Origin of the sequence: Macrococcus carouselicus (assembly GCF_004359515.1) — a bacterium.
Taxonomy (GTDB): Bacteria; Bacillota; Bacilli; order Staphylococcales; family Staphylococcaceae; genus Macrococcus; species Macrococcus carouselicus.
In genome coordinates, this window is record NZ_SCWD01000001.1 from 96,706 (window position 1) to 122,766 (window position 26,061).

The window sequence follows — 26,061 nt, forward strand, 5'->3', positions numbered from 1 at the left end:
CCCCGCTGTCTCTTTTTTTATGGTACAGATATATGTCAAACCGTATATATTTCGTAACAGTTATATTACGCTTAAGTAACAACAATTCTTCTCCCGATTTTCTATGCTATTATCATTTTATCAAGAAAACGTTGGAGGAACAAAAAAAGTGAAAAAAGTAATAGTGTCTATCTTAACTGTCTTAATGTTACTGACTATCTCTACTTCTGTTGAACAACCAACTGCTGATGCTTACACTTATCCAAATCCTATAAAATATAAAGCTGCAAACTACTACAGCTGGGGTAGTTGCGCATATTACGCTTTCAACCGTCGTGCTCAGCTAGGACGTCATGTCTCAAATCAATGGGGTAACGCTAAAAACTGGGCTTATAATGCACAACGTAATGGTTACCTCGTAAGCCGTACACCAGTAAAAGGAGCGGTCATGGTATCTCAAACGGGCTACTATGGTCACGTCGCCGTGGTTGAATATAAATATTCAAACGGCAGTATCAAGATTTCTGAAATGAACTATCCGCGCCAAGGCGTTAAAACTTATCGTTATTTGACAAAAACACAGGCAAGCTACTATCAATATATTTATTAATTTCCTGATGGATAAACTGATGTTTATCCATTTTTTTCTGTTTTCTTGTTATAATAGGGGAAATTGATGGGAGGTCTATTATGAAAAGAATGCTTACGCTGCTCTTAAGCGGCCTCTTTATTATCCTCGCCGGCTATAGTGTATGGCAGGTACTGAATAAGGATACATCAGAACTGAAGGTAGGCGGACAGCCTCATTTCATCAATGATAAGAATATCGGCGAAATGGAAGTGACCACGCTAACTGGTGATCAAGAGAAACTTAAACATAAGCTGACAGCTGATATCAACATCATCAACTTCTGGGCATCGTGGTGTGAACCCTGCAATAAAGAGATGCCGGAGCTGGTCAGATATGATGAAATGAAGCCGAATCATATCAAGCTGATCGGTTTGAATGTCCAGGATAAGAATGAAGGCCGACAGTCGTTTCTGAAGAAATATAAGCCCGATTACCCCATTGTTATCGGCACAGAAGAGATGATCAGAAAGTACAGGATTTATAACATTCCGACTACTGTTTTTGTAGCGAAGGACGGTCAAGTGCTCATGACTTATGTGGGTGAACTTGATGTATATAAAATCGAGACGTTAATTCAGCAGATTGAAAGGAGATAACTATGGGTGTCCATCAGTATTTTAAAAGTTTGTCGGATCTTGAGAAACTGGTCCGCTGTCCTGGCAAATTTAAATATCAGGAACATAATGTAGCGAGCCATTCTTTCAAAGTCACTAAAATTGCGCAATATCTAGGGACGGTTGAAGAATATCATGGCAGTACGGTTGACTGGAAAAGATTGTACGAGAAGGCGCTTAACCATGATTATCCTGAAATCTTCACCGGCGATATCAAGACGCCGGTTAAATATGCCTCCCAAGAACTTAAGCAGCTGTTTAATGATGTGGAGGAAGAGATGATCACGAAGTTCATCGAGGCGGAGTTCCCGGAGCAGTACCGGTCAATCTATCATGAACGGCTGCAGGAGGGTAAAGATGAGACACTCGAAGGCCAGATTCTATCAGTAGCTGATAAAATCGACCTGCTCTATGAATCGTTCGGTGAGATTCAAAAACGTAATCCTGAGCCGCTGTTCTTTGAAATCTATGAACAGAGTCTTCAGACCATTCTTCAGTTTGAACATCTGGAGTGCGTGAAGGATTTCCTCGGCGCCATCCTGCCGGAGATGCTGCAGGAGAAATTTATTCCGAGGTCCGAACTCAAGGAAATCACACAGTCTATTCTGGCAGGTAGAGATTATACATGATCTGGTATATACTTGCTTCCTTTCTGCCTGCTCTCATGGTTGTGATCTTCAGTGCCATCGTCAAAAATAAATATACAGGATTATTGTTAGCAACGATTGTGATAGGGGTATCGGTCTATAAGGGCTTTTTTCATTCAGAGATGATTGTCTTCCTCGATACCATTTCCCTGATTCTGGGTTATTTTGCTGTCGATCAGCTGAAACTATCTGAGTGAAATCAATACATACTGAAATGAAGCACGGTTGTCCCGATTGATGGTGACACCGTGTTTTTTTAGTCATCATAGAGAATGGCTGTACGAACAGATGTTTGTATTTTAAGCATCTAATTTGCTAGAATATATATGTTAAGGAGGGGTTATATGGAGCAGCATCCATTCAAACTACAATCAGAATTCAAGCCAGCAGGGGACCAGCCGGCAGCTATTGAGAAACTAGTGGCAGGTGTTAAAGCGGGTGAGCGTTATCAGACGCTGCTTGGTGCGACAGGAACCGGTAAAACATTTACGATGAGCAATATCATCCAGGCAGTGGGCAAACCGACACTTATCATCGCGCACAATAAGACGCTGGCCGGGCAGCTGTACAGTGAATTCAAGGAATTCTTCCCTGAGAACCGTGTGGAATATTTCGTGAGTTACTACGATTATTATCAGCCGGAAGCATATGTCCCTTCAACCGATACATTTATAGAGAAAGACGCATCGATCAATGATGAGATTGATAAGCTGCGTCATTCAGCGACGAGTGCACTCTTTGAACGCAATGATGTCATCATCATCGCTTCTGTCAGCTGTATATATGGCCTCGGTAATCCAGAAGAGTATAAGGATATGGTCGTCAGTGTGCGCACAGGCATGGAGATGGAACGTAATACGCTGCTCAGAAAGCTGGTGGATATCCAGTATACAAGAAATGATATCGACTTTCAGCGCGGCACCTTCCGCGTACGTGGCGATGTCGTCGAGATCTTTCCGGCATCAAGGGACGAACAATGTGTGCGTGTTGAGTTTTTCGGTGATGAGATTGACCGCATCCGTGAAATCAACTACCTGACAGGGGAGGTGCTGAAGGAACGTGAGCACTTTGCAATTTTTCCTGCCAGTCACTTCGTCACGCGTGAGGAAAAACTTAAGGTTGCCATCGGACGGATTGAGAAGGAGCTGGAAGAACAGCTGAAAGTCTTCCGGGCAGAGAATAAGCTGCTGGAAGCACAGCGGCTTGAACAGCGGACGAATTATGATATCGAGATGATGCGGGAGATGGGTTTCTGCTCGGGCATTGAGAACTATTCAGTCCATCTGACCCTGCGTCCTAAAGGTTCGACACCTTACACTTTACTCGATTACTTCGGTGATGACTGGCTGATCATGGTCGACGAGTCACATGTTAGTCTGCCGCAGATCCGCGGGATGTATAACGGTGACCAGGCACGGAAGAAAGTCCTGGTGGACCATGGTTTCAGGTTACCGAGTGCACTGGATAACCGGCCGCTGAAGTTTGAGGAGTTCGAACAGAAAGCACAGCAGTTCATCTATGTATCCGCTACACCAGGACCTTTTGAGATTGAGCATACTGATGAGATGGTTGAACAGATCATCCGTCCGACCGGTCTGCTTGACCCTGTTATTGAAGTCAGACCGTCACAGCATCAGATTGATGATCTGATGGAAGAAGTACGTATTCGTATTGAACGCAATGAACGCGTACTGATTACGACACTGACGAAGAAGATGAGTGAAGACCTGACAGCTTATCTGAAGGAAGCGGGTATTAAAGTCAACTATCTTCATTCCGAGATTAAGACGCTTGAACGGACTGAGATTATCCGTGACTTACGTCTTGGCGTCTATGACGTACTTATCGGCATCAATCTGCTCCGTGAGGGACTCGATATTCCGGAAGTATCGCTGATCACTATCCTGGATGCTGACAAGGAAGGGTTCCTGCGTTCTGAACGCTCGTTGATTCAGACGATCGGACGAGCGGCCCGTAATGAGAATGGCAGAGTGATCATGTATGCAGATAAAATCACAGACTCGATGCGCACTGCGATAGACGAGACCCAGCGCCGCCGTGATATTCAGGAAGCCTATAACGAGGAACATGGCATCACGCCGACTACGATCAACAAGAAGATACGCGATGCCATCAGTGCAACGGTTGAAACGGATGAAACAGAGAAGGCAAAGCCAAGACCAAAGAAAAAGCTGACGAAAAAAGAACGTGCAGCTCGTGTGGAACAGGTCGAGCACGAAATGAAGGAAGCAGCAAAAGCACTGGATTTCGAACGTGCGACCGAGCTGCGTGATATTTTATTTGAACTGAAAGCAGAAGGGTGAAGACATGAAAAATAAAGAAATTGTTGTAAAAGGTGCAAGATCCCATAATTTAAAAGATGTCGATATCACGATTCCGCGTGACAAACTGGTTGTGATGACCGGTCTGTCAGGATCCGGGAAATCAAGTCTGGCCTTTGATACTATTTATGCTGAAGGACAGCGTCGTTACGTAGAGTCCCTAAGTGCATATGCGAGGCAGTTCCTCGGCCAGATGGATAAACCTGATGTCGATACGATTGAAGGCTTGTCTCCAGCGATTTCTATCGACCAGAAGACGACCAGCAACAATCCGCGTAGTACAGTATCGACTGTCACTGAAATCTATGATTATCTGCGCCTGCTGTTTGCAAGAATCGGGACGCCGTACTGTCCGGTCCATCACATCAAGATTGAGTCGCAGACTGTTCAGCAGATGGTTGACCGTGTGATGGAACTGGAGGAACGGACGAAGATACAGGTCCTGGCACCGATTGTTTCAGGGCGCAAAGGTGAACATAAGAAACTGATGGAAGATATCGGTAGAAAAGGCTATGCCCGACTCCGTATTGACGGAGAGATAGTCGAAATAGGTGACGATATTGATATCAATAAGAATACTAATCATGATATTGATGTCGTTATTGACCGTCTGGTCGTCAAACCTAATATCGAGAGCCGCTTAGCGGATTCTCTGCAGAATGCACTTGAGCTCGCTGAAGGTAATGTTGTTATCGATGTCATCGGTGACAAGGAAATCAAATTCTCTGAACATCATGCATGTCCGAAATGTGGTTTCTCCATTGATGAACTGGAACCGCGTATGTTCTCATTTAACAGCCCGTTCGGCGCTTGTCCGACCTGTGATGGCCTCGGTACCAAGCTGACTGTAGACCTTAGCCTGGTCATTCCAGATGAATCGCTCAGTCTGGCTGATGGCGCGCTGGTTCCATGGCAGCCCATCAGTTCTGAGTATTATCCGTCACTTCTCAGACAGACCGCAAAGCATTTCAGGATTGATATGAAGAAACCCTTCAATAAACTGACGAAAAAAGAATGTGATATTATCCTGTATGGTTCACCTGAGCAGATTACCTATAAGTTCCGCCAGGATAATGGTGTCAGCCGTTCCCGTACCATGGCTTACGAAGGCATCATCAATAATATTGACCGCAGATTTCATGACAGCCCGTCTGACTTCACGCGTGAACAGATGCGTAAGTATATGACTGAGGAAGTATGTGAAGCGTGCGAAGGCTACCGATTGAACGACCAGGCGAAGGCCGTAAAAATCAACGGTGAACATATCGGGCAGGTCGTGAAGCGTTCCATCGGCCAGGCCCTCAATTATTATGAGACTCTTGAACTGACTGAGAAGGAGAAGATGATTTCCAATATGATCATCAAGGAAATTACCTCCCGGCTGTCATTCCTGAATAATGTCGGTCTTGAGTACTTGACGATGGACCGACGCGCCGGGACGTTATCCGGCGGAGAGGCACAGCGTATCCGTCTTGCAACGCAGATCGGTTCCCAGCTGACGGGTGTTCTTTATATTCTGGATGAGCCGTCTATCGGACTTCATCAGCGGGATAACGATCGTCTGATAGCATCACTTGAATCTATGCGGGATCTCGGCAATACACTGATTGTTGTTGAACACGACGAGGATACCATGCTCGCAGCTGATTACCTCATCGATATCGGTCCGGGCGCGGGTGTTCATGGCGGTGAAATTGTTGCGGCTGGCACCCCTAAACAGATTATGAGGAACAGTAAATCACTGACGGGGCAGTATTTAAGCGGTAAGAAGCAGATTGATGTTCCGGATACGAGACGTGAACCCGATGGCCGCTATATTAAAGTGCGGGGCGCCCGCAGCCATAATCTGAAAAATATCGATGTTGATATTCCACTCGGCATGATGACAGTGGTCACTGGGGTCTCAGGTTCCGGTAAAAGTACACTCGTCAACGATGTTCTCTTCAAAGGACTGGCACAGGAACTCTATAAGACAAAAGGTAAGCCGGGTGCTCATGATATTATCGAAGGTGTGGAATTGATCGATAAGATTATCGATATCGACCAGTCACCGATCGGACGGACACCCAGATCCAATCCCGCGACTTATACAAGTGTGTTTGATGATATCCGGGAACTCTTCAGTCAGACGAATGAAGCGAAACTCCGCGGCTATCAGAAAGGCCGCTTCAGCTTCAATGTCAAAGGAGGCCGCTGTGAGGCATGTAAAGGAGACGGTATCATCAAAATAGAAATGCATTTCTTACCTGATGTCTACGTGCCGTGTGAAGTCTGTCATGGTAAGCGCTACAACCGTGAAACGCTTGAAGTGACATACAAAGATAAAAGCATCGCAGATATACTGGATATGACAGTAGAAGATGGCTATCATTTCTTTGAGAACCACCCGAAAATCAGCCGGAAGCTGAAGACGATTGTAGATGTCGGCCTGGGTTATGTGGCGCTTGGCCAGTCAGCGACAACATTGTCCGGTGGGGAGGCGCAGCGTGTCAAACTGGCGTCTGAACTCCATCGCCGCTCTAACGGCAAGACGCTCTATATTCTGGATGAACCGACAACGGGCCTGCACGTGGACGATATCTCCCGCTTGCTGAAAGTGCTGCATCAGCTGGTTGAGAACGGCGACACGGTCATCATCATCGAACACAATCTGGATGTCATCAAGACTGCAGACCATATCATTGACCTCGGACCTGAAGGAGGCGAGGGGGGTGGCATGATCATTGCGGAGGGCACGCCTGAGATGATTATGGAAGTACCGGAATCCTATACCGGCCAGTATCTGAAGAAAGCAATCGGACGAACGAAGAAATAATGGAACAATCCGCATTTTTATGATGCGGATTTTTTGTTTAATTGTATTTCAGCGTTAAGTTCATTAAAATTGAAGTATGGAGGAGACTAATCATGAATAGCGCTGAACTACAGAAACATTTCGATTTCAAACTGATAGCAGGGGATAAAGGACTTGACCGCATCATCAGCAATACAGATATTTCAAGGCCCGGACTTGAGATGGCCGGTTATTTCTCACATTATTCATCTGACCGTATCCAGCTGCTGGGTACAACCGAAACCTCTTTTTTTGAGATGCTGAGTAAAGAGGACAAAGCGGAACGGATGAATAAGCTCTGCCGCAGGGAAACACCCTGTATCATCATCGCGAGAGGCATCACACCGCCTGAAGAACTGATTGATGCCTGTAACCGCAGAGATACACCGCTTTTCAGCTGTGATGATGCGACAACCAACTTGATCAGCCGCCTCACCGACTATCTGGAAAGACAGCTGGCGCCTACTACAAGCCTGCACGGCGTCTTGGTCGATGTCTATGGTATCGGTGTACTGATCACAGGCGATTCGGGTGTAGGTAAGAGTGAAACGGCCCTGGAACTCGTTAAACGAGGACACCGGCTGGTCGCGGATGATAACGTTGAAATCAAGGAAACGTCACGCAATGTCCTGATGGGAAGTCCGCCTAAACTGATCGAGCATCTGCTTGAAATCAGGGGACTGGGCATCATCAATATCATGACTCTGTTTGGCGCGGGTTCTATTCTGTCAGAGAAAAGAATCATGCTGAACATCAACCTTGAGACATGGGACCGCGACAAGATGTATGACCGTGTAGGGTTAGTCGAGGAAACACTGCCGATTCTTGATTCTGAGATTACCAAGAAGACCATTCCTGTCAAACCCGGCCGGAATCTCGCTGTTATCATTGAAGTGGCAGCGATGAATTACCGTCTGAATAAAATGGGTGTCAATACCGCAGAGGAATTTACCCATCGTCTGAATGCACAGATTAAAAGTCAATCACATAAGGAGAACTAATATGTTATATACGATAGATCCAATTGCTTTTCACATGGGTTCGTGGCCCGTCCGCTGGTATGGTATCATCATCGCCACAGGTATTCTGCTCGGATTTCTTGTCGCAAATCGTGAAGCGAAGAAAAAAGGGATGGCAGAAGATGAACTCATTGATCTGATCGTCTGGCCTATCATCATCGGTATCATCTGTGCCCGACTTTATTATGTTGGCTTCGAATGGCCATATTATAAGGACCATCTTGCTGAAATTCCGATGATCATGAACGGCGGCATTGCCATTCACGGTGGCTTGATCGGTGCGCTTATAACGGGTTACTTCCTCGTGAAACGGAAAGGACGCTCGTTCTTCCATATCGCTGATATCGTGGCGCCGAGTATTATTCTGGCACAGTCAATCGGACGCTGGGGTAACTTCATGAACCAGGAGGCTCACGGGGGTCCAGTCTCCCGCTCGTTTCTTGAGAACTTGATGATTCCCGGCTGGATCATCGATCATATGAAGATTGATGGCACCTATTATCATCCGACGTTTCTCTATGAATCGTTGTGGAGTCTGCTGGGGTTTATTATTCTGCTGCTCCTCAGAAAGCATCTGAGAATCGGTCAGACTTTCCTGCTGTATGCTATCTGGTATTCAATCGGTCGGTTCTTTGTGGAAGGACTCAGAACGGATAGTCTGATGCTGACTGAATATTTAAGAATGGCACAGGTCATCTCGATCGTGATCATAGCAGTCAGCCTCTTAGTGTGGATCTATAGAAGTATGAAATATCGGCTGCCGAAGTACGGCATTGTCAACCATGTCCTTCGGAGCAGTGATGAGACGTCTAAAGCGGCATAAGGTGACAGGGCCGAATCCCCTCTGGCACGTCTACCGGATCCTGCCTTTTGGACGTACAGCTTTCAACACTATCATTATCGAGCTCGGGCGGTACTGTCCATCCATGCCCATGAAGAAGAAATTATACGAATTAACAGGGATGACAATCGGTGAAAAAACATCTATTGCCTATAAAGTGACACCAGACATCATGTATCCCGAAAAAATCACGATCGGTTCAAACTGTGTGATCGGCTTCAATTCGACGATACTCTGTCATGAATATCTGATCGATGAATATCGCACTGGAGAAGTCATTATCGGTGATGAGGTGATGATCGGTGCCAATGCACTGGTTCTGCCTGGTGTCATCATCGGTGATCGAGCAGTCATCGGGGCGAATACGGTGGTCACTAAGGATGTCCCTGCGAGTACATTTGCATACGGTAACCCGATGCAGATTAGAGAGTAGGAATGACAATGAACGATAATCTGGTCAGTCTGCCTGTTGATGCCAAGGGTTATGTGCGTATCGCACAGAAAAAAATACGACAACAGCAATACGGAGATGCTATACCGTATTTGCAGAAAGCGATTGACATCAGCAGTGAGCGGGACTATTATATCGATCTTTCCACCTGCCTGATACAAGCAGGTCAGATAGATGAAGGTATTCATCTATTATATGAGCGCATTATCCAGGAAGAGGATTTCGCTGACTACTTTTATCATTTGAGCGAGATCTATACGGAGCTGCGCGATCCGAATAGAGCTTTCCTGTACGGTCTGTATTACGTCCAGCTGACTGATGACCAGGATTATCTGGACACGCTGACGACAACATTTGAAGTGACGTATACGAGTCAGACAGCTGTCGAAGCAGAGAGCACGATTTATGTGGCACAGCAGCTTTTTTCATATTTGTTCGCAAAGGGTCGGATCAATGAATCCATCGACTGGCTGAGCAGCCAGCCGCTTCATATCCAGGAGCGTAAGGAGATGCGTAACTTAAAGGCAATGGCCTATCTCTTTATCAGTAAATATAATGAAGCGGAAGTCATTCTTGAGCAGCTGCTGAGTGAAGACGAGACAGATATTCATGCGCTTTGTCACTACACGCTGCTGCTCTACAATACGCAGCAGCATCAGAAATATACCTTTTTTCTGCAGCGACTGAACAAGCTGCACCCCATCAGCGAGGACGAATCATTTAAGCTGGGCATAGTCCTCAGCTTTCTTAAGCAGTATGAGGGTTCACAGCAGTTACTGCTGCCTATCTATAAGAAACGTCAGATGAATAATGCGCAGCTTTTCCATGCTTTAAGTTTTAACTATTTCGCGCTGGGACAGGAAAAGGAATCCGAGGAGATGTGGCGCAGACTGCAGACACTCTCACAGACGGAATCACCTAGTCCAAAAGAGATCAGTGACTTCAATACCTATATCAGCTCAGAAGTACTGCCGTTACTGAGAAGTGAGGACAGGCACGCACGACTTGCGGGACTCTTCAAGTTATCCCGGCTCCCGCATAAGGAAGCGATTATCACAAAAGAGCTATGGGATGAACTGGAGCAGATGGATGATTACGAGAAACTTTATCTGTCGTATCTTTTCAATGAACTGCAGCTGGTGAAACTGGAGTTCATTCACCAGGGACTGCTGCAGCTCTGGGTGCTGGAACAGTCAACAGACTTATTGCTCAGCTGGATTGATAAGGCGCATGCTCTGATAGAAATGAAGGAAATCAAGGACGTCAGTGCATACGCTGCCGCTTGTTTTTACTTATACCGGAAGTCGACAGAACCCTATTCTCTGAAGAAGGTTGCAGCTGCATTTTCTGTCTCGAAGTACAAGTTGGACAAGGCCCTCACCTTCTTTAAGCAAAATAATATTTAAATAAACGGATATAGTATATTCTTATAGTACTGATTCATCTTTAAGGAGGATATTATGACTGAACAAAAACAATATGATGTAATTATTATCGGTGCGGGTCCTGCAGGGATGACTGCAGGTCTCTATGCAGCTCGTGCCAATCTATCAGTTGTCATGGTTGAACGCGGCATGCCGGGCGGTCAGATGGCCAACACAAATGACGTGGAGAACTTCCCAGGATTCGACCTGATCACGGGTCCGGATCTTTCAACTAAGATGTTCCAGCATGCTCAGAAATTCGGTGCTGAATATGCGTACGGTGATATCAAAGGCATCCGTGTGGAAGGTAAGAACAAAATCGTCTCGCTAGGAGACAAAGAACTCATCGGTAAGGCGGTTATCATCGCAACGGGTGCTGAGTACAAGAAAATCGGTGTACCGGGTGAAACAGAACTCGGTGGCCGGGGCGTTTCCTACTGTGCCGTATGTGACGGTGCATTTTTCAAGCAGAAGAACCTGATTGTCATCGGTGGTGGAGACTCTGCGGTAGAAGAAGGTGTTTATCTGACCAAGTTCGCTGATAAGGTAACGATTGTTCACCGTAGAGATGAACTGCGTGCTCAGAAAATTCTGCAGGAACGTGCATTTAAGAATGAGAAAGTTGACTTCATCTGGAATTCAACATTAAAACAGATCAATGAAAAAGATGGTAAAGTAGGCAGCGTGACACTGATTGATAAAGACGGCGCTGAATCTGAAGTTCAGGCTGACGGTGTCTTCATCTATATCGGTATGCAGCCACTGACTGCACCTTTCCTTGATCTCGGTATTACGAACGAAGCAGGTTATATCGTAGCCAATGATCAGATGGAAACTGCGGTTCCCGGTATCTTTGCAGCAGGCGATGTCCGTGTCAAAACGCTTCGTCAGATCGTGACAGCGACTGGTGACGGCAGTATTGCCGCACAGAATGCTCAGCACTATATTGAAGCACTTGATGACAAATAGTATGACTGAAACGATAATAAAAAATAAGATGCGTCCTTTCGGGCGTGTCTATTTTTATGAATTTGTGTAAAATTAAAGATTAAGGAGGGATTGACTTGAATACTGATGAAGGCATAAAAAAACTGATAGTCGTAACAGGAATGAGCGGAGCAGGTAAGTCTGTCGCCATTCAGAGTTTAGAGGATCTGGGCTACTTCTGCATCGATAACCTGCCGCCCATACTCCTGCCGAAGATAGTGGAACTCATGCAGGAGAATAATGATTCACTATCGAAAGTAGCGATTGGCATTGATTTACGGGGGAAGAGTTTCTTCGATAATCTATCATATGAACTGCAGCAGGTGACCAACCTGACAGATATTATCGTCCAGATTCTTTATCTTGATGCCAAAGACAGAGTGCTTGTGACGCGCTACAAAGAGACGAGAAGGACTCATCCTTTATCTGAAGGAGGTTCACCGCTCACTGCTATTCAGCAGGAAAGACAGCTGCTTGCTGATCTGCGTGGTATGGCCACACACATGATCGATACGACTGAGATGAAACCGAAGGCACTCCGTAGTCATATTATCGAACTATTCAATAACGGTAAGGATCATATCTTCAAGATCAATGTCATGAGCTTCGGCTTCAAACACGGGATCCCGATTGATGCTGACCTGGTGTTCGATGTCAGATTCCTGCCGAATCCGTACTACATTGATACCCTCCGTCCACTGACAGGTCTTGATTCTGCAGTGTATGATTATGTGATGAAGTGGAAAGAGACGACGATTTTCTATAATAAACTGATGGACCTGCTTAAATTTATTATGCCGGGCTATATGCGTGAAGGTAAGTCGCAGGTCGTTATCGCAATTGGCTGTACGGGTGGACAGCACCGCTCTGTTGCATTAGCCGAAAGAATCAGCCACGATCTTAAGGATTTCTTCGATTTTGAGCTTAATACCTCTCACCGCGATGCGCTGATTGAAGGTAAACTGAATGAGAAGGCTTAATATATGCCTGATCGGTGGCGGAACCGGTCTCTCTGTTCTGGCCCGAGGACTGAAAGCTTACCCCGTAGATATTACTGCCATCGTAACAGTGGCTGACGATGGTGGTAGTACGGGAAAGATAAGAAATGAAATGAAGATACCTGCCCCAGGGGATATCAGAAATGTGCTGGCAGCGCTCAGTGATGCAGAACCGCTCTTAGAGAAGCTGTTTCAATATCGTTTTGATTCCGATACGCTAGGCAGACATCCTGTCGGAAACCTCATGCTTGCAGCGATGACTGATATCACGAATGACTTCGGTCATGCAGTACGTGAACTGAGTAAGATACTGAACGTGAAGGGGACTGTCATTCCGTCGACCAATACAAGTCCCGTACTGAATGCGGTCATGGAAGACGGAGAAATTGTTGTAGGTGAATCACTTATTCCCATGAAGCATAAGAAGATTGATCACGTCTTCCTCACACCGCTCAATATCGAACCGATGAATGAAGCGGTGGAAGCCTTATACGAGGCTGATCTGATTGTGCTCGGACCGGGCAGCCTTTATACCAGTATTATTCCGAATGTCCTCTTAATTGAGATTGCTGAAGCACTGATTAAAAGTGAGGCAAAGAAACTTTATGTCTCCAACATCATGACGCAGCCAGGAGAAACAACCGATTATAAAGTTTCTGATCATATCCAGGCGATACATAAGCACGTAGGCGCACCGTTTATCGAATTTGTCATAGCAAATCATAAGATGCCGAATGAAAAGATATCATCCAACTATGCTGAACGAAATTCATCCTTTGTGGAATGTGATGTAGAAGCAGTGGAACAGATGGGAATTGAGATTCTGACGGATGATCAGCTGGTACATGTCAATGAGGATTACGCTGTCCGCCATGATAACAGCGTGCTGGCTGATATGATATATGAGCTTGTACTGTCTGAAGTCAGCACGATTCAGGTGGACGAATAGAAAGGAAGAGTAACGTGTCATTTGCATCGGAAATGAAAAATGAACTGACCAGAATAGAGGCAGATGACTGCTGTCATAAAGCGGAACTCGCTGCACTTATCCGCATGAACGGAAACCTCAGTATTTCCAACAGGGAATGGGTCATCAATGTGCAGTCAGAGAATGCAGCAATCGCGAGACGGGTCTTCACGCTGATCAAGAAAATATTTGGCGTAGAGATTGAGCTGCTGGTCCGCAAGAAAATGAAATTGAAGAAGAATAACGTCTATATCTGCCGCATTAAAACGAAGGCGAAGGAAATCCTCGCAGATCTCAGCATCCTGGTGGACGGAAGTTTCACGCATGAAATTGACAATCAGCTGGTAGCAGATGACTGTTGCAGGAGAAGTTACCTGAGAGGTGCATTTCTGGCGGGAGGATCTGTCAATAATCCGGAGACGTCCTCCTATCACCTTGAAATCTTTTCTTTATACGAAAGTCATTCCCGTGATCTGACGGCACTCATGAATAATTATCAGCTGAACGCGAAGACTTTGGAGCGAAAGAAAGGCTATATCTCCTATATGAAAGAAGCGGAGAAAATCGCTGAGTTTCTGAGCATCATCGGCGGATATCAGGCGCTGCTGAAATTTGAGGATGTACGTATCGTCAGAGATATGCGGAATTCAGTGAACCGACTGGTCAACTGTGAGACAGCTAATCTGAATAAGACTATCAGTGCTGCGATGAGACAGGTCGAGAATATTGAACTGATCAAGCAGGAGATCGGGCTTGAAGAACTGCCGGAGCGACTGCGGGAGATAGCGAAACTACGGGTGCTGCATCAGGACGTGTCGCTGAAGGAACTGGGGGAGATGGTGTCAGCAGGTGTCATCTCGAAGTCCGGTGTTAATCATCGACTGAGAAAGCTTGATGAAATCGCAGATAAACTGAGAACAGGAGAATATATCGACCTAAAAAAATAAGCCGGTGCCGGCTTATTTTTTTGCTTTAAATTGATCGAGCGATAGGAAGTGTTCTTCAGGGATAGTCAGACTTTCCGGCGTTGCATCATTGACTTCATGGATAGCAGTGTGCATCAGCATTTCACGTTTGTAGTCGTACTGACGTGTACCATAATCCTCTGCATATTTGACATAGGCATCATATTCAGGGTCTTCTTTATTCAGAGAATCCAGATATTTCACATCATCTGCGTGCATCTTATAGACTGGATACTGATTATAATGGTCCCCGGTCTTAATGACTTCAACATGTTGTGGATCTGCTGTGATAAACGTACCGTTATCGAGCATATACATCTTTAAATCCTTAAATGTCACATCAAGGATAGCATGAAATTCCTGTCCTTCACCAGCAGGTTTAGTCGGAATACCGTGACCTGTATCTTCTGTGTAGAGAACTGTCTCATTGTCTTTGACCTTAATGGTTTTATCAACCGTTTCTGTTGTCAGCTTAGTCAGAGGGTATGTTTTCTTGACGCCAGGTGCCTTACTTTCTGTATCTTTAAATGCAGTATCCTTGTGATCGTGAATATCTTCTTCCTGTGTTTTCTTTTTTTCAACTTCAGCAGGTTTTTCTGTCGATAGTTGCTCGGTCGTTGGACTTTCGGTAGTCGCTTGTTCAGACGATGTCTGTTCTTTAGTGGGAGTAGAAGCAGTGTCGGATTGCTGTCCGCACCCTGCCAGTACCCCTGCAGCAACTAGTATGTATAAATATTTTTTCATCATAGAACTCCCTTTAATAAAAAAAGCCCCCCTATGACTTCCATAGAGGGCCATTCTTAAATGTAATTATTTGATAAGATTGAAGATATGTTTAGCGTTTTCTGTGTTTTCGATATTGCCTCTCCATAATGAGCTGGCTGGCCCGTAACCATATACGTTTACGTCTTCACCGGTATGTCCACCTGTTGTCCAGCCAGTTAAGCTGCGAGTGTTAACTGGCGCTTCGATAGCATTTTCGATTTTAATTGCATCTTTAGCAGCCACAGCATTTTTGATGGCCTGCATTTCTTCAGCTTTTAATTCGAAACCGACGTTAGCTTTGATGATCTGTTCGACGTCAGCGCCGTCCTTCATTAATTGAGCACGTAAGTATTCCGGCGTATGTTTCATTTGTTTGATAGGCTCAACGAACCAGTTGTAAACACCGTTAGCACCGATTGAGAAACCACCAGTAGAGTGATCAGCTGTAGCGATGACTAATGTGTTACAATCTTTTTTAGCGTAGTCGATAGCTGTCTGGAAGGCAAGGTCAAAGTCCTGCATTTCGCTCATTGCACCCGTGATATCATTAGCATGACCAGCCCAGTCTATCTGAGAACCTTCTACCATTAAGAAGAACCCTTTTTTGTTCGTGCTTAGTTTGTCCAGAGCTGTCTGAGTCATATCCTGAAGAGAAGGCATTGAAGCTGCGCGGTCAATCATCTTAGGCATGCCACCTTTAGAGAAGAGACCGAGCAACTGCTGACCTTCAGCTGCCTGCATTTCCTGTTTGTTAGTGGCGAACTGGTAACCATCTTTTTTGAATGCAGATACTAAGTCTTTATCCTTACGTTCGAAGTAGTCACGTCCACCGCCAAGGATAACGTCTACTTTATGTTTGCCGTTGATCGTTTCGTTGTAGTAGTCATCTGCGATAGCTGCCATGTTCTTACGGGATTCATCGTGAGCACCGTATGCAGCTGGAGTCGCGTGAGTGACTTCAGAAGTCGCAACCAGACCAGTTGATTTTCCGACTTCCTTAGCACGCTCCAATACAGTTTTAACTTCAGTTTTATCGTTGTCGACCGCGATAGCGTTGTTATAAGTTTTAACACCAGCACTCATTGCAGTAGCAGCAGAAGCTGAGTCAGTGATGTTTTCATGCTCGTCTTCAGCAATCGTACGTTGTGTACCTAATAAGTAGTGGTCAAATGATGTGAGTTCCATCTGAGCAGTTGCAGGATTATCAAGCATATAACGATGAGCTGTATTGTAAGAAGGTCCCATACCATCACCGATCATGAAGATGATGTTTTTAGGTGCTTTCACGTTCCCTTTACAAGTGACAGGTTTCTGGCCTGTTGCATGATTCATCTGCGCATGGTAGTTCGCATGAGAATTATTAGCTTTTGCATCTGCAGTCTGGATACCTGCAGTCGGCATAGCTGATAAGAAAAGACCCGCGATTACGGATGAAGCAACAACTTTATTGAATGATTTCACGATAAATCCTCCTAGGTTTTAATTACCCATTAAACTTAACAAGTTTTTGTAAAGTTAAGATGCCTATCATGTAAAGAATATGTAAAATTAATGTAAAAAAATAACCGCTGAGCTTTAGGCTGAGCGGTTAAATAGCTTATTATTATTTTTCATTCTCTGTCGGATGCATGACGTTATCAATCAGACCATACTCTTTCGCTTCTTCAGCGCTTAAGAAATTATCGCGGTCAGTATCTTTCTCGATTTTCTCGATCGGCTGACCTGTGCGTTCAGATAAAATGCGGTTCAATTTCTCACGTGTCTTTAAGATATGACGTGCTGCGATTTCAATTTCAGTCGCCTGTCCTTGAGCACCGCCGAGTGGCTGGTGAATCATCACTTCAGCGTTAGGTAATGCGAAACGTTTACCTTTAGCGCCAGCAGCGAGTAAGAATGAACCCATAGAAGCGGCCATACCGATGCAGATGGTTTGTACATCCGGTTTGATGTGCTGCATAGTATCATAGATTGCCATACCCGCTGTCACACTACCACCAGGAGAGTTGATATAAAGGTAGATATCTTTTTCGGCATCCTGTGCCTGCAGGAATAAAAGCTGTGACACAATAGAGTTTGCCACATTGTCGTCAATCTGAGAACCAAGCATGATAATGCGGTCTTTCAAAAGACGAGAGTAGATGTCATAGGCGCGTTCACCGCGGTTAGTAGATTCAATAACTGTTGGAATTAAGTTCATTGGAAAATCCTCCTTTAAGGTTTGTTAATAATATACTATATAAGGTCAAAAATAGTCAAAAGATAGCACTCAGAACACGAGTTACATCAACTTGTATTTTTTCATATTTAAATATAGAGCAAAGAGAGGTATAATGTTAAGTAATTGCCCTCGTGGTGTAATGGATAACACTTAAGATTCCGGTTCTTAGGCTGGGGGTTCGATTCCCTCCGAGGGCGTTATACAGTTAAAACGTGTGATAACTAAAATATCAGAATGGCTTTAAATCAATGGTTTAAGCTATTTAAGATAGAATAGGTTATCATACGTTTTTTATTTTTTATCCCCAAATAATCCCCAAAAGAAAAAGCTGACTACAAAAAATTTGTAATCGGCTTTTTTTACATACTCTCTAAGAACTTTATCGCCTTTTCTTCTTCTTTCTCAAAAGATTGTTCTAATAGATGCGAGTAAACACTCATTGTAACACCTATATTCTTATGTCCCAGACGTTTACTGATGTAATGAATAGAAATACCCTCAGCAATCAAAACAGAGCAGTGAGTGTGTCGCAGGGCGTGACAGGTGACGACTTTATCAAACTTGAAAGGTTTGTTCATCGCCTTTAGATCGTCAATATACTTTTTTAGTTCACCTCTAGCTTCAACTTTATTTTCACTGATTGCCTTTAATTCCTTGCATGCAGCTGCCAGTGTGCCAGCAGTGTGTCTATACCCTCTAAATACAGCTTGAGAGCCTTGTATTGCTCATATTCGAGGTATTTGAGGTTAGCAGCCTTACTTTCCTTTCCGCCCACTGTAACGGCCTTATACGTGGGATTTTTGAGAATCAGACCATCATGTATGGCATCATCCATCACGTCACGCACTGCAGCGTTCAGCTTACGTACTGAATCAGTGGAATGTGTAGCTGCATATTCACTGAGAAACTTCTGATAGATCGGCTTAGTGATGTCTTTCAGCAGATCATAAGGTGAGCAACTGGAACAGAAAGAAGCATCCTAAAGCGTGCTGAGTTTATGCTCAATCCCGACACCAAACGGCAGAACTTAGTTTATAACGAATCAGTAACGATTATCGAAACAGAGCCGAAGCTAAGCGATCAGAACAGGGCTTTAGACTTACTGGGTAAATACCATTCACTATGGACAGAGAATCAGAATGTGCATATGTCATCACCCGTTTTCATAGTAGATGATATACCCGAAACCGATGAAGTATTGAAGTATCATAATGGTAGCGTGTTTACTGACAGCATACTGAAACGAGGGGGAAAGGCTGATGAAGAAACACTATGAACGGATAGGGGATAAGATGGTCATCGTCATTAAAGATGAGATGTTTAAGAACATCAGCAGAGTTGGCCGGTATCTAGTCACTATGCTAGTTGGACACACTGAGTACCTTATGAAGCTCAATGTAAAAGAAGTGGATGACAAGAAAGTGATTTCTGTCTGCTGCCCGTTATGCGATGAACTGGCAACTCAACTATATATGAAGCCTTTCGACAGTACACCCGATTCAAAAAATGTTCCTTTGTGTAAAACGTGCTATAAAGAAAAAGTTTTACCAGCTAAATAGTGAGGTGGCTTCATGCGATTAATTAAAGTAAATCAATGTTACACCTATAAAACATATGGCCGATTATCTGACTGGGAACTATTGAACAAATTCAATCCTTATCTAATCAGCAGCAAGATAGCCATGCTGGAAGAACAGATTGAATCAATGTATGGCCTGAATGTCAGTCATTCTGAATCTACTGTATATGGCTTTATGTCTGTATCATATCCATTAGATAAGCTGGCTATATGGATAATCGAACAAAAGGATGCACTGGAACGCTACCGTAAGAAGTCATCACACCATATGCAGCTACTGAAACAGGTCATGGCCACATATTCACCTAAAGAGCAGCAGCAGATTAAGCGTTACATGCGTTCACAAGGCACATACAGACCGGCAGAGGTCGTCGAACGTTTACAGGTAGATTTATATCAACTGGTGCAGAATGAACGTGTAGAACGCAATAGACAGCGTGAGAATGCAAGACAACGGGCAAGAAATGAACATGTGACCATGATTAAATTAAGCCGCCAGGTGACGACTGTATGAAGTATGACAGAGACTATATCAAGCAGTTCATCAAAGAGTTTCATCATGTGGACTTGATACCGGAATCAGAGTTTGATGAAGAGGACGACTTCTTTTCACTTGATAAAGGCAGCACAATGAACATGGATGATACGGTTAAAGTCATGCAGGCATCGGATGAGGTGGCTTACTATGTGGCCTATTTCAATGAATTGCTAGATCGTGTAGATGTCTTATGTACGGATAGGGAATACTTTGTATTTGTATTGAGGTGTGAGGGCAGGACTTTAGAACGAATTGGTAAGGTGTTTGAACTATCCAGGGAACGAATTAGGCAGATATTGATGAATGTATTGGATAAGATATGTGAGTAAACACGGCTGGTAGAGGTACTAGTGGTGTTTTAATTCGTGAAGAGTTGATTCAAAATGATATAAAAAAATCCATTACTATAATTAAGTAATGGATTACACTTTTTATTAAGCATTCCTATATTTTAGAGGCTTTATAAAAATTGATCTATATTCCTATGTGTGTACTTGCTTTATATATATTACTTACTAATTGTTGCCTCTTAATTAATAATATACTTACTTTTTTTTGCTTTGTCTAGACATTTGAATAGAATAATGTGAAAATTATATTACATATTATGGATTAGGAGAGGTCAAATGCAGCACAATTATAATAATTCAAGAAACCAACCACCTTTGAATAAATTCGCATTCTTAGGTAATTTTAATGATAAATTAATTTATTTATCTAAATTAGCAGAACCGGAAAATTGGTATTATGATAGTCCGAAAATGAATGAAAATGAAAAGGAAACTGGTGTCTTATTTCAGTATATACATCATACATTTTCTAAAGCTTTTGATGATAATTTAATATTAATGAATGATGACTATGCCATTATGAACACAGGCTTATTATCTAAGCAAGGTGAAGAAATATTTATGCTTTTCTCCCGAAATAAATATCCTGATAAACAAGATTGGTTTTTTAAGAGTTTTTACAAGCAATCTTCTCACGATATTCCGGTAGAGTTTAGACATCAATTACCTCAACACATCGATTACTTCAAAAAGACACCTGAAAGTTATTATTTTAATCCGTCTTTAAAAATTCACAGTAACCTTGAACATATTATAGATGATAATTTTGACAGACTACCAAAAGCTATGAGAGAACTACCGGAAGATATTTTAAGCAGTGTTTTATCGGCTCAAATTTCTATTATTGAAAAGAGATTACTGAGAAACAATAGACTTGCAATTCCTCAATACTATAATAAAAAAATAATGTATTTAATTCCCTTAGCATTTGGAGATGAGGTTATAGCACTGGCAATAGAAAAACACGATAATTCATATAGAGTAAATACTGTCTTAACAAAAGAAATGGCATACTGTAATGCTAGACTATTAATGAAGCCAGAGAGCAACTGGTTAACGAATGAGCAGCATTAGTGATATTTATTTTGTAGATTAAGCTATCGTATCATTATGATTGAGTAAATTAGCTTTTCATATACAATTTAAAAATATTAAGGACTGTCTATAATTTCAAATGCTTAGGGTATTGTATTAACATCCCTATTCTAAGCACGTTTTCTACACTCACTCGACCAACTACCCGTAAAGTACTCTTAGAATGGCAATCACAGACCATGTATCTTAATAGATATGTGGTTTTTCTGTATATTTAAGTAAATTAATGTTAAATTTACACTATACAATATAAGGGGAGGCTCATCTCATGAAAAAATCAGAAAAAGATAATCTCACAATTATTGCGTTTGTTAGTGCTGCTATTGGTGCAGTATTAGGATTACTAGCTTATACGCAGAATTGGTTAGGTTAATTTATAAAGTGGACATTATTGATATGTGGAATATTATTATTTTCAGCTATTGAAACATTTTTATCAGTTAGAGTTTATAAAAAGCAAGTGGATGCAGGAACATATCAGCAGAATAAAATGAAAATTATATCATTGCGATTAACAATATACTTTATATTCTATCTTATAGCAGGTATGATTTACGCATTTTCACGGTAAACCATAATTATTAAATTACTATCAAAATAAGTCATCAAAATCAGCACTTTTTAACCTTTTATCCCCACACAGTCCCCAAAAGCCTTATAAATAGCGTGTTTAAAGCACTTCAAACGTCCTCCGAGGGCGTTATAAACAGATTACCTTAAACCCACCAATATCTGGTGGGTTTTTTGTATATTCTTTTTTAAAATGGGGTATATATCAGATAATACATTTTTAGGAGGAGACCAGTATGGAAAAAGATCGGCTGAAATTTATCGTTTTGTATGAGCTGAGAAAGGGGACGGTCCTTGCTAATTTTTTTGGCTGGATTGACGTTGAGCTACTTAAAGATATATTTATTGAGATGAAGGAATCAGAAGTCATTTCGGGTGAGGTTCTTGTGGATGATGTTATCGTTCTGAAGGATATCGAGATCACTGAGAAAGGTCGCCTGCAACTTGAGGAGATGCTAAAGAATCCGGAATACGAAAAAGGCTATCACCTCTGCTGCGAGAACAAGCGTCTTAAGGACTGGGTCTATGGCAGAGAGTAACTATCATCTCATTATTTACACGCAGCCTGGTTGTTCACTGTGTGAAGAAGCAAAGCGACAGCTGAATTTTGTGGATCTCCCTATTACATACGAAGAAATCAATATAACAGATCATGACGAACTGATGATGGAATATCAGATACGTGTACCGGTTATCGTCTATGAGGATCAGGTCATTCAGGAAGGAATCATTGACTTTGTTACTGTAACCGAGCGCCTTGAACAATGTTAATATTGTTCAAGGTTATTTCTTGCAATCAAATATTTATCTTGCTAACATAGAGTTGTAACACAGTTTGTCCCAATCGGGACGTTTTATGTCTCGTTGAATTGGAGGAAGTCTGATGGATCACATTTTTGCCGTTCAGCAGAGACTGATTCCAGATATCATTGAGAAAATGCAGCGTCGTTTTAATGTGCTTTCTTTGATACAGCACCAGCAGCCTATCGGTCGACGGGCACTGGCTGAACGACTCAATATGACGGAACGCATTTTACGCAGTGATGTTGAGAGTCTTAAGGCGGAGCACCTCATCGATATTTTACCTAAAGGCATGATCATCACTGCTGAGGGTGAAGAAGTCCTCGCCGTGCTGTCGCGATATATGTCAGTCTACAATGATTTATCGGCGCTCGGTTCTGAGCTCAGTAAACTGACAGGAATCAGGAAAATCATTGTAGTTAAAGGCGATGCAGACGAAAACACTGAGACGGTGACCCTTCTCGGTATTGAAGCGAGTCGTTATCTGCAGTCCTTGCTCTGTCCTGATATGACAGTGACGGTGACAGGAGGGTCGAGTACAGCGAGTATTGCCAGTCATCTGGCAGAATTACCGTTCGATGTGACTTTCACACCTGCCCGCGGTGGCCTTGGTGAAGATATGATTCACCAGGCGAACTTTATAGTAGCGAAGATGGCAGAATTCACCGGCGGCCATTACGAAACGCTGTATGTTCCGGATCAGGTAAGTGAGAAGACCTATAAGAATCTGATTGAAGAACCTTCTGTGCGTTCTGTTCTTGATCAGATCAAATCAGCAGATATTGTTGTCCATGGAATTGGTGATGCAAGCAAGATGGCAGCCAGAAGAAGGACAGACCCTGAAGTCAGAGCATTATTGAAACAAAATCATGCAGTCGGTGAAGCTTTTGGTTATTATTACGATAAAAAGGGTAATATTGTCTATAAGGTCCGAACTATCGGTCTGCAACGGGAGGATGTCCTTACTAAGGAACATATCATAGCAGTTGCAGGTGGCACGAGTAAGACTGAGGCCATTTCCGCCTACCTTAGAATAGCACCGCCTCAGACCACGCTTATCACTGATGAAGCAGCAGCAAAGCAGTTATTGAAGGCTTTAGCCTTTGACAATAATAAAAATTAGAAGGAGGCCATTATTCATGGCAGTAAAAGTAGCAATCAACGGATTTGGACGTATCGGCCGTTTAGCATTCAGAAGATTACAGGAAGTTAAAGATATCGAAGTTGTAGCGGTTAATGATTTAACAGAAGATGATATGCTTGCACATCTTTTAAAATACGATACAACACAAGGCCGCTTCAAAGAGGAAGTACGTGTCGTTGAAGGTGGTTTCCTTGTAAATGGTCGTGAAATCAAATCATTCGCCAACCCGAAAGCAGAAGAACTTCCATGGGGAGAACTGGGCATCGATGTTGTATTGGAATGTACAGGTTTCTACACTAGTGAAGAAAAAGCACAGGCTCACATTAAAGCAGGTGCTAAAAAAGTATTGATCTCTGCACCAGCAACGGGAGATCTTAAAACAGTTGTTTATAACGTTAACCATGACATTTTAGATGGCTCTGAAGAAATCGTATCAGGTGCATCTTGTACAACAAACTGTTTAGCACCTATGGCTAAAACTCTGAATGATAAATTCGGTATCATCGAAGGTTTAATGATGACTGTTCACGCTTATACAGGTGACCAGAATACACTTGATGCACCACATGCTAAAGGTGACTTCCGCCGTGCGCGTGCAGCAGCTCAGAACATCGTGCCTAACTCAACAGGAGCTGCCAAAGCGATTGGTTTAGTTATCCCTGAATTAAAAGGTAAATTAGATGGTTCAGCACAACGTGTACCAGTCGCGACAGGTTCAATCACTGAGTTAACATGTATCTTAGATAAAGAAGTGACAGTTGAAGAAATCAACCAGGCAATGAGAGAAGCTTCAAATGAATCATTCGGTTATACAGAAGACCAAATCGTCTCTTCTGATATCATCGGTATTACTTACGGTTCATTATTTGATGCGACTCAGACTCGCGTCATGACAGTCGGTGATCATCAGATGGTTAAAACTGTAGCATGGTATGACAATGAAATGAGCTACACTGCTCAGTTAGTGCGTACTTTACAACATTTAGCCGAACAAGCACAGCAAGCTTAATTAAAGTTAAGCGTAAGCAGGAGAAGATACGCTTCTCCTGCTTATTTTTTCTTAATAATTGTTATACTGTTAGTGACACTATTTTAAGGAGGAAATGTAATGGCTAAGAAGATTGTTTCAGATTTAGAATTGAAGGACAAAAAGGTTCTGGTAAGAGCAGATTTTAACGTTCCGATGAAAGACGGTGAAATCACGAATGATAACCGTATCGTTGAAGCATTACCGACAATCAAATACATCATCGAGCAAGGCGGCACCCCAGTTATTTTCTCTCATCTAGGTAAAGTGAAAACAGAAGAAGACAAAGCACAGTTATCACTTCACCCCGTTGCTCGTCGCTTAGCTGAGCTGTTAGGAACTGAGGTCGGGTTCACAGATGCGACGCGGGGCGAGAAATTAGAAGCATCAATCAACAACTTGACACCAGGCGACGTGTTCTTAGTGGAGAACACACGTTTTGAAGATATAGATGGTAAGAAGGAAAGCAAAAATGATCCTGAACTGGGCAAATACTGGGCTTCTCTTGGCGATGTTTTTGTCAATGACGCGTTCGGGACTGCGCATCGTGAGCATGCCTCTAACGTCGGAATTGCTTCTCATTTAGAATCAGCAGCAGGATTCCTGATGGAAAAAGAGATCAAATTCATCGGTGGCGTTGTAGAAAGTCCGGAACGTCCATTCGTAGCGATTTTAGGTGGCGCGAAAGTGTCTGATAAAATCGGCGTGATTGAAAACTTACTGGAAGTCGCTGATAAAGTATTGATCGGCGGTGGAATGGCCTATACATTCTTAAAAGCACAAGGCAAAGAAATTGGTCAGTCATTATTAGAGGAAGATAAGATTGACTTGGCGAAAGATTTACTGGCACGCGGGGAAGGCAAAATTGTCCTGCCGGTCGATGCTAAAGTCACTGAAGAATTCTCAAACGATGGCGAAATCAAAGAATTATCAGTCGATGAAATTCCAGCAGACGAACAGGCACTGGATATCGGTCCTAAAACTGTTGAATTATTCGAAGAACAGCTTCAGGGCGCGAAAACAGTTGTCTGGAATGGACCGATGGGTGTCTTTGAAATGAGCAACTTCGCACAAGGGACAATCGGTGTCTGTGAAGCAATCGCGAATTTAGAGGATGCAACAACGATCATCGGTGGTGGTGATTCAGCTGCAGCAGCGATGGAACTGGGCTTTGCTGATAAATTCACGCATATCTCAACAGGTGGCGGCGCGTCACTTGAATATTTAGAAGGTAAGGAACTACCAGGTATCAAATCGATTTCAGATAAATAGGAGT

General features: G+C 43.2%; 26 protein-coding genes, 1 tRNA gene and 1 pseudogene. 24 read left to right on the plus strand and 4 right to left on the minus strand.

The genetic code is table 11. From position 1 onward, the window contains the following. Nucleotides 1–148: 148 nt before the first annotated feature. The 14 genes from ERX40_RS00510 to whiA all read left to right on the plus strand — a co-directional run bounded on the left by ERX40_RS00510 (nt 149) and on the right by whiA (nt 14,680). Nucleotides 149–589, plus strand: coding sequence for a CHAP domain-containing protein (locus tag ERX40_RS00510; RefSeq protein ID WP_243712876.1), 441 nt, complete (start codon nt 149–151; stop codon nt 587–589). A gap of 80 nt (nt 590–669) precedes the next feature. Next, nucleotides 670–1,206 carry a TlpA family protein disulfide reductase gene (locus ERX40_RS00515; RefSeq protein WP_133416546.1) on the plus strand — a complete coding sequence of 179 codons (537 nt, stop codon included), beginning with the start codon at nt 670–672 and terminating at the stop codon, nt 1,204–1,206. A gap of 2 nt (nt 1,207–1,208) precedes the next feature. Continuing rightward, on the plus strand, nt 1,209–1,853 hold the full coding sequence (locus ERX40_RS00520) for an HD domain-containing protein (RefSeq protein WP_133416547.1): 645 nt from the start codon (nt 1,209–1,211) through the stop codon (nt 1,851–1,853). Beyond that, a complete protein-coding gene (locus ERX40_RS00525; RefSeq protein WP_133416548.1) occupies nt 1,850–2,068 on the plus strand; it encodes a DUF2198 family protein in 219 nt (72 codons plus the stop codon). The genes ERX40_RS00520 and ERX40_RS00525 overlap by 4 nt, the downstream gene beginning before the upstream one ends. Before the next feature lie 147 nt (nt 2,069–2,215). After that, complete coding sequence (uvrB, locus tag ERX40_RS00530; RefSeq protein ID WP_133416549.1) at nt 2,216–4,195, plus strand: excinuclease ABC subunit UvrB; 1,980 nt, start codon at nt 2,216–2,218, stop codon at nt 4,193–4,195. Between the two features lie 4 nt (nt 4,196–4,199). Next, on the plus strand, nt 4,200–7,028 hold the full coding sequence (gene uvrA, locus ERX40_RS00535; RefSeq protein ID WP_133416550.1) for an excinuclease ABC subunit UvrA: 2,829 nt from the start codon (nt 4,200–4,202) through the stop codon (nt 7,026–7,028). Between the two features lie 89 nt (nt 7,029–7,117). Further along, on the plus strand, nt 7,118–8,047 hold the full coding sequence (hprK, locus tag ERX40_RS00540; protein ID WP_424960719.1) for an HPr(Ser) kinase/phosphatase: 930 nt from the start codon (nt 7,118–7,120) through the stop codon (nt 8,045–8,047). Between the two features lies 1 nt (nt 8,048). Next, nucleotides 8,049–8,888, plus strand: a complete 840-nt coding sequence (gene lgt, locus ERX40_RS00545; RefSeq protein WP_133416552.1) for a prolipoprotein diacylglyceryl transferase — start codon at nt 8,049–8,051, stop codon at nt 8,886–8,888. Beyond that, nucleotides 8,866–9,339 (plus strand): acyltransferase, encoded by a 474-nt coding sequence (locus ERX40_RS00550; RefSeq protein ID WP_133416553.1) that lies wholly within the window; start codon nt 8,866–8,868, stop codon nt 9,337–9,339. The genes lgt and ERX40_RS00550 overlap by 23 nt, the downstream gene beginning before the upstream one ends. A gap of 8 nt (nt 9,340–9,347) precedes the next feature. Further along, nucleotides 9,348–10,763: a tetratricopeptide repeat protein gene (locus tag ERX40_RS00555; protein ID WP_133416554.1), complete on the plus strand. Its 1,416-nt coding sequence runs from the start codon at nt 9,348–9,350 to the stop codon at nt 10,761–10,763. A gap of 54 nt (nt 10,764–10,817) precedes the next feature. Then, nucleotides 10,818–11,750: a thioredoxin-disulfide reductase gene (gene trxB, locus ERX40_RS00560; RefSeq protein WP_133416555.1), complete on the plus strand. Its 933-nt coding sequence runs from the start codon at nt 10,818–10,820 to the stop codon at nt 11,748–11,750. A 95-nt stretch (nt 11,751–11,845) separates the two neighbouring features. After that, nucleotides 11,846–12,748: an RNase adapter RapZ gene (rapZ, locus tag ERX40_RS00565; protein WP_133416556.1), complete on the plus strand. Its 903-nt coding sequence runs from the start codon at nt 11,846–11,848 to the stop codon at nt 12,746–12,748. Further along, nucleotides 12,735–13,715, plus strand: a complete 981-nt coding sequence (locus tag ERX40_RS00570) for a gluconeogenesis factor YvcK family protein (RefSeq protein ID WP_133416557.1) — start codon at nt 12,735–12,737, stop codon at nt 13,713–13,715. Before rapZ ends, ERX40_RS00570 begins: the two co-directional genes overlap by 14 nt. Nucleotides 13,716–13,729: 14 nt before the next feature. Continuing rightward, nucleotides 13,730–14,680 (plus strand): DNA-binding protein WhiA, encoded by a 951-nt coding sequence (whiA, locus tag ERX40_RS00575; protein ID WP_133416558.1) that lies wholly within the window; start codon nt 13,730–13,732, stop codon nt 14,678–14,680. Between the two features lie 12 nt (nt 14,681–14,692). Here whiA and ERX40_RS00580 read toward each other — a convergent pair whose 3' ends face one another. The 3 genes from ERX40_RS00580 to clpP form a co-directional block, all read right to left on the minus strand. Then, entirely contained in the window at nt 14,693–15,442 is a 750-nt protein-coding gene (locus ERX40_RS00580) for a hypothetical protein (protein WP_133416559.1), read from the minus strand. A 66-nt stretch (nt 15,443–15,508) separates the two neighbouring features. Further along, on the minus strand, nt 15,509–16,864 hold the full coding sequence (locus ERX40_RS00585; RefSeq protein ID WP_133417566.1) for an alkaline phosphatase: 1,356 nt from the start codon (nt 16,862–16,864) through the stop codon (nt 15,509–15,511). 202 nt (nt 16,865–17,066) lie between these two features. After that, entirely contained in the window at nt 17,067–17,660 is a 594-nt protein-coding gene (gene clpP, locus ERX40_RS00590; RefSeq protein WP_133416560.1) for an ATP-dependent Clp endopeptidase proteolytic subunit ClpP, read from the minus strand. 146 nt (nt 17,661–17,806) lie between these two features. Here clpP and ERX40_RS00595 point away from each other — a divergent pair. Next, nucleotides 17,807–17,878: transfer RNA gene (locus ERX40_RS00595), tRNA-Arg, on the plus strand. A 162-nt stretch (nt 17,879–18,040) separates the two neighbouring features. Here the strand turns inward: ERX40_RS00595 and ERX40_RS00600 are convergent. Further along, nucleotides 18,041–18,280: pseudogene (locus tag ERX40_RS00600) on the minus strand (tyrosine-type recombinase/integrase); the annotation flags it as partial. A 660-nt stretch (nt 18,281–18,940) separates the two neighbouring features. Here ERX40_RS00600 and ERX40_RS00605 point away from each other — a divergent pair. From ERX40_RS00605 to ERX40_RS00645, 9 genes are all read left to right on the plus strand, one after another. Further along, the gene (locus ERX40_RS00605; RefSeq protein WP_133416562.1) at nt 18,941–19,240 is read left to right on the plus strand and encodes a hypothetical protein; all 300 of its coding nucleotides are present in this window, start codon (nt 18,941–18,943) and stop codon (nt 19,238–19,240) included. 12 nt (nt 19,241–19,252) lie between these two features. Next, nucleotides 19,253–19,774 carry a hypothetical protein gene (locus ERX40_RS00610; protein ID WP_133416563.1) on the plus strand — a complete coding sequence of 174 codons (522 nt, stop codon included), beginning with the start codon at nt 19,253–19,255 and terminating at the stop codon, nt 19,772–19,774. Next, a complete protein-coding gene (locus ERX40_RS00615; protein WP_133416564.1) occupies nt 19,771–20,127 on the plus strand; it encodes a sigma factor-like helix-turn-helix DNA-binding protein in 357 nt (118 codons plus the stop codon). Before ERX40_RS00610 ends, ERX40_RS00615 begins: the two co-directional genes overlap by 4 nt. 297 nt (nt 20,128–20,424) lie before the next feature. Further along, on the plus strand, nt 20,425–21,222 hold the full coding sequence (locus ERX40_RS00620; RefSeq protein WP_133416565.1) for a DUF3825 domain-containing protein: 798 nt from the start codon (nt 20,425–20,427) through the stop codon (nt 21,220–21,222). A gap of 827 nt (nt 21,223–22,049) precedes the next feature. Beyond that, nucleotides 22,050–22,352: a hypothetical protein gene (locus ERX40_RS00625; RefSeq protein ID WP_133416566.1), complete on the plus strand. Its 303-nt coding sequence runs from the start codon at nt 22,050–22,052 to the stop codon at nt 22,350–22,352. Beyond that, complete coding sequence (locus tag ERX40_RS00630; RefSeq protein ID WP_133416567.1) at nt 22,339–22,584, plus strand: glutaredoxin family protein; 246 nt, start codon at nt 22,339–22,341, stop codon at nt 22,582–22,584. The genes ERX40_RS00625 and ERX40_RS00630 overlap by 14 nt, the downstream gene beginning before the upstream one ends. A 112-nt stretch (nt 22,585–22,696) precedes the next feature. Further along, a complete protein-coding gene (locus ERX40_RS00635; RefSeq protein ID WP_133416568.1) occupies nt 22,697–23,737 on the plus strand; it encodes a sugar-binding transcriptional regulator in 1,041 nt (346 codons plus the stop codon). Nucleotides 23,738–23,753: 16 nt separating this feature from the next. Then, nucleotides 23,754–24,767, plus strand: a complete 1,014-nt coding sequence (gene gap, locus ERX40_RS00640) for a type I glyceraldehyde-3-phosphate dehydrogenase (RefSeq protein ID WP_133416569.1) — start codon at nt 23,754–23,756, stop codon at nt 24,765–24,767. Between the two features lie 99 nt (nt 24,768–24,866). After that, nucleotides 24,867–26,057 carry a phosphoglycerate kinase gene (locus tag ERX40_RS00645; protein ID WP_133416570.1) on the plus strand — a complete coding sequence of 397 codons (1,191 nt, stop codon included), beginning with the start codon at nt 24,867–24,869 and terminating at the stop codon, nt 26,055–26,057. Nucleotides 26,058–26,061 lie beyond the last annotated feature (4 nt).

Excerpts from the sequence above, each read along its gene's own strand:
- ERX40_RS00515 (WP_133416546.1), top strand. The coding sequence starts at position 670 with ATGAAAAGAATGCTTACGCTGCTCTTAAGCGGCCTCTTTATTATCCTC.
- ERX40_RS00520 (WP_133416547.1), top strand. The coding sequence starts at position 1,209 with ATGGGTGTCCATCAGTATTTTAAAAGTTTGTCGGATCTTGAGAAACTG.
- ERX40_RS00525 (WP_133416548.1), top strand. The coding sequence starts at position 1,850 with ATGATCTGGTATATACTTGCTTCCTTTCTGCCTGCTCTCATGGTTGTG.
- uvrB (WP_133416549.1), top strand. The coding sequence starts at position 2,216 with ATGGAGCAGCATCCATTCAAACTACAATCAGAATTCAAGCCAGCAGGG.
- uvrA (WP_133416550.1), top strand. The coding sequence starts at position 4,200 with ATGAAAAATAAAGAAATTGTTGTAAAAGGTGCAAGATCCCATAATTTA.
- lgt (WP_133416552.1), top strand. The coding sequence starts at position 8,049 with ATGTTATATACGATAGATCCAATTGCTTTTCACATGGGTTCGTGGCCC.
- ERX40_RS00550 (WP_133416553.1), top strand. The coding sequence starts at position 8,866 with ATGAGACGTCTAAAGCGGCATAAGGTGACAGGGCCGAATCCCCTCTGG.
- ERX40_RS00555 (WP_133416554.1), top strand. The coding sequence starts at position 9,348 with ATGAACGATAATCTGGTCAGTCTGCCTGTTGATGCCAAGGGTTATGTG.
- trxB (WP_133416555.1), top strand. The coding sequence starts at position 10,818 with ATGACTGAACAAAAACAATATGATGTAATTATTATCGGTGCGGGTCCT.
- ERX40_RS00570 (WP_133416557.1), top strand. The coding sequence starts at position 12,735 with ATGAGAAGGCTTAATATATGCCTGATCGGTGGCGGAACCGGTCTCTCT.
- ERX40_RS00580 (WP_133416559.1), bottom strand. The coding sequence starts at position 15,442 with ATGAAAAAATATTTATACATACTAGTTGCTGCAGGGGTACTGGCAGGG.
- ERX40_RS00585 (WP_133417566.1), bottom strand. The coding sequence starts at position 16,864 with ATGCCGACTGCAGGTATCCAGACTGCAGATGCAAAAGCTAATAATTCT.
- clpP (WP_133416560.1), bottom strand. The coding sequence starts at position 17,660 with ATGAACTTAATTCCAACAGTTATTGAATCTACTAACCGCGGTGAACGC.
- ERX40_RS00605 (WP_133416562.1), top strand. The coding sequence starts at position 18,941 with ATGAAGAAACACTATGAACGGATAGGGGATAAGATGGTCATCGTCATT.
- ERX40_RS00610 (WP_133416563.1), top strand. The coding sequence starts at position 19,253 with ATGCGATTAATTAAAGTAAATCAATGTTACACCTATAAAACATATGGC.
- ERX40_RS00615 (WP_133416564.1), top strand. The coding sequence starts at position 19,771 with ATGAAGTATGACAGAGACTATATCAAGCAGTTCATCAAAGAGTTTCAT.
- ERX40_RS00620 (WP_133416565.1), top strand. The coding sequence starts at position 20,425 with ATGCAGCACAATTATAATAATTCAAGAAACCAACCACCTTTGAATAAA.
- ERX40_RS00625 (WP_133416566.1), top strand. The coding sequence starts at position 22,050 with ATGGAAAAAGATCGGCTGAAATTTATCGTTTTGTATGAGCTGAGAAAG.
- ERX40_RS00630 (WP_133416567.1), top strand. The coding sequence starts at position 22,339 with ATGGCAGAGAGTAACTATCATCTCATTATTTACACGCAGCCTGGTTGT.
- ERX40_RS00635 (WP_133416568.1), top strand. The coding sequence starts at position 22,697 with ATGGATCACATTTTTGCCGTTCAGCAGAGACTGATTCCAGATATCATT.
- gap (WP_133416569.1), top strand. The coding sequence starts at position 23,754 with ATGGCAGTAAAAGTAGCAATCAACGGATTTGGACGTATCGGCCGTTTA.
- ERX40_RS00645 (WP_133416570.1), top strand. The coding sequence starts at position 24,867 with ATGGCTAAGAAGATTGTTTCAGATTTAGAATTGAAGGACAAAAAGGTT.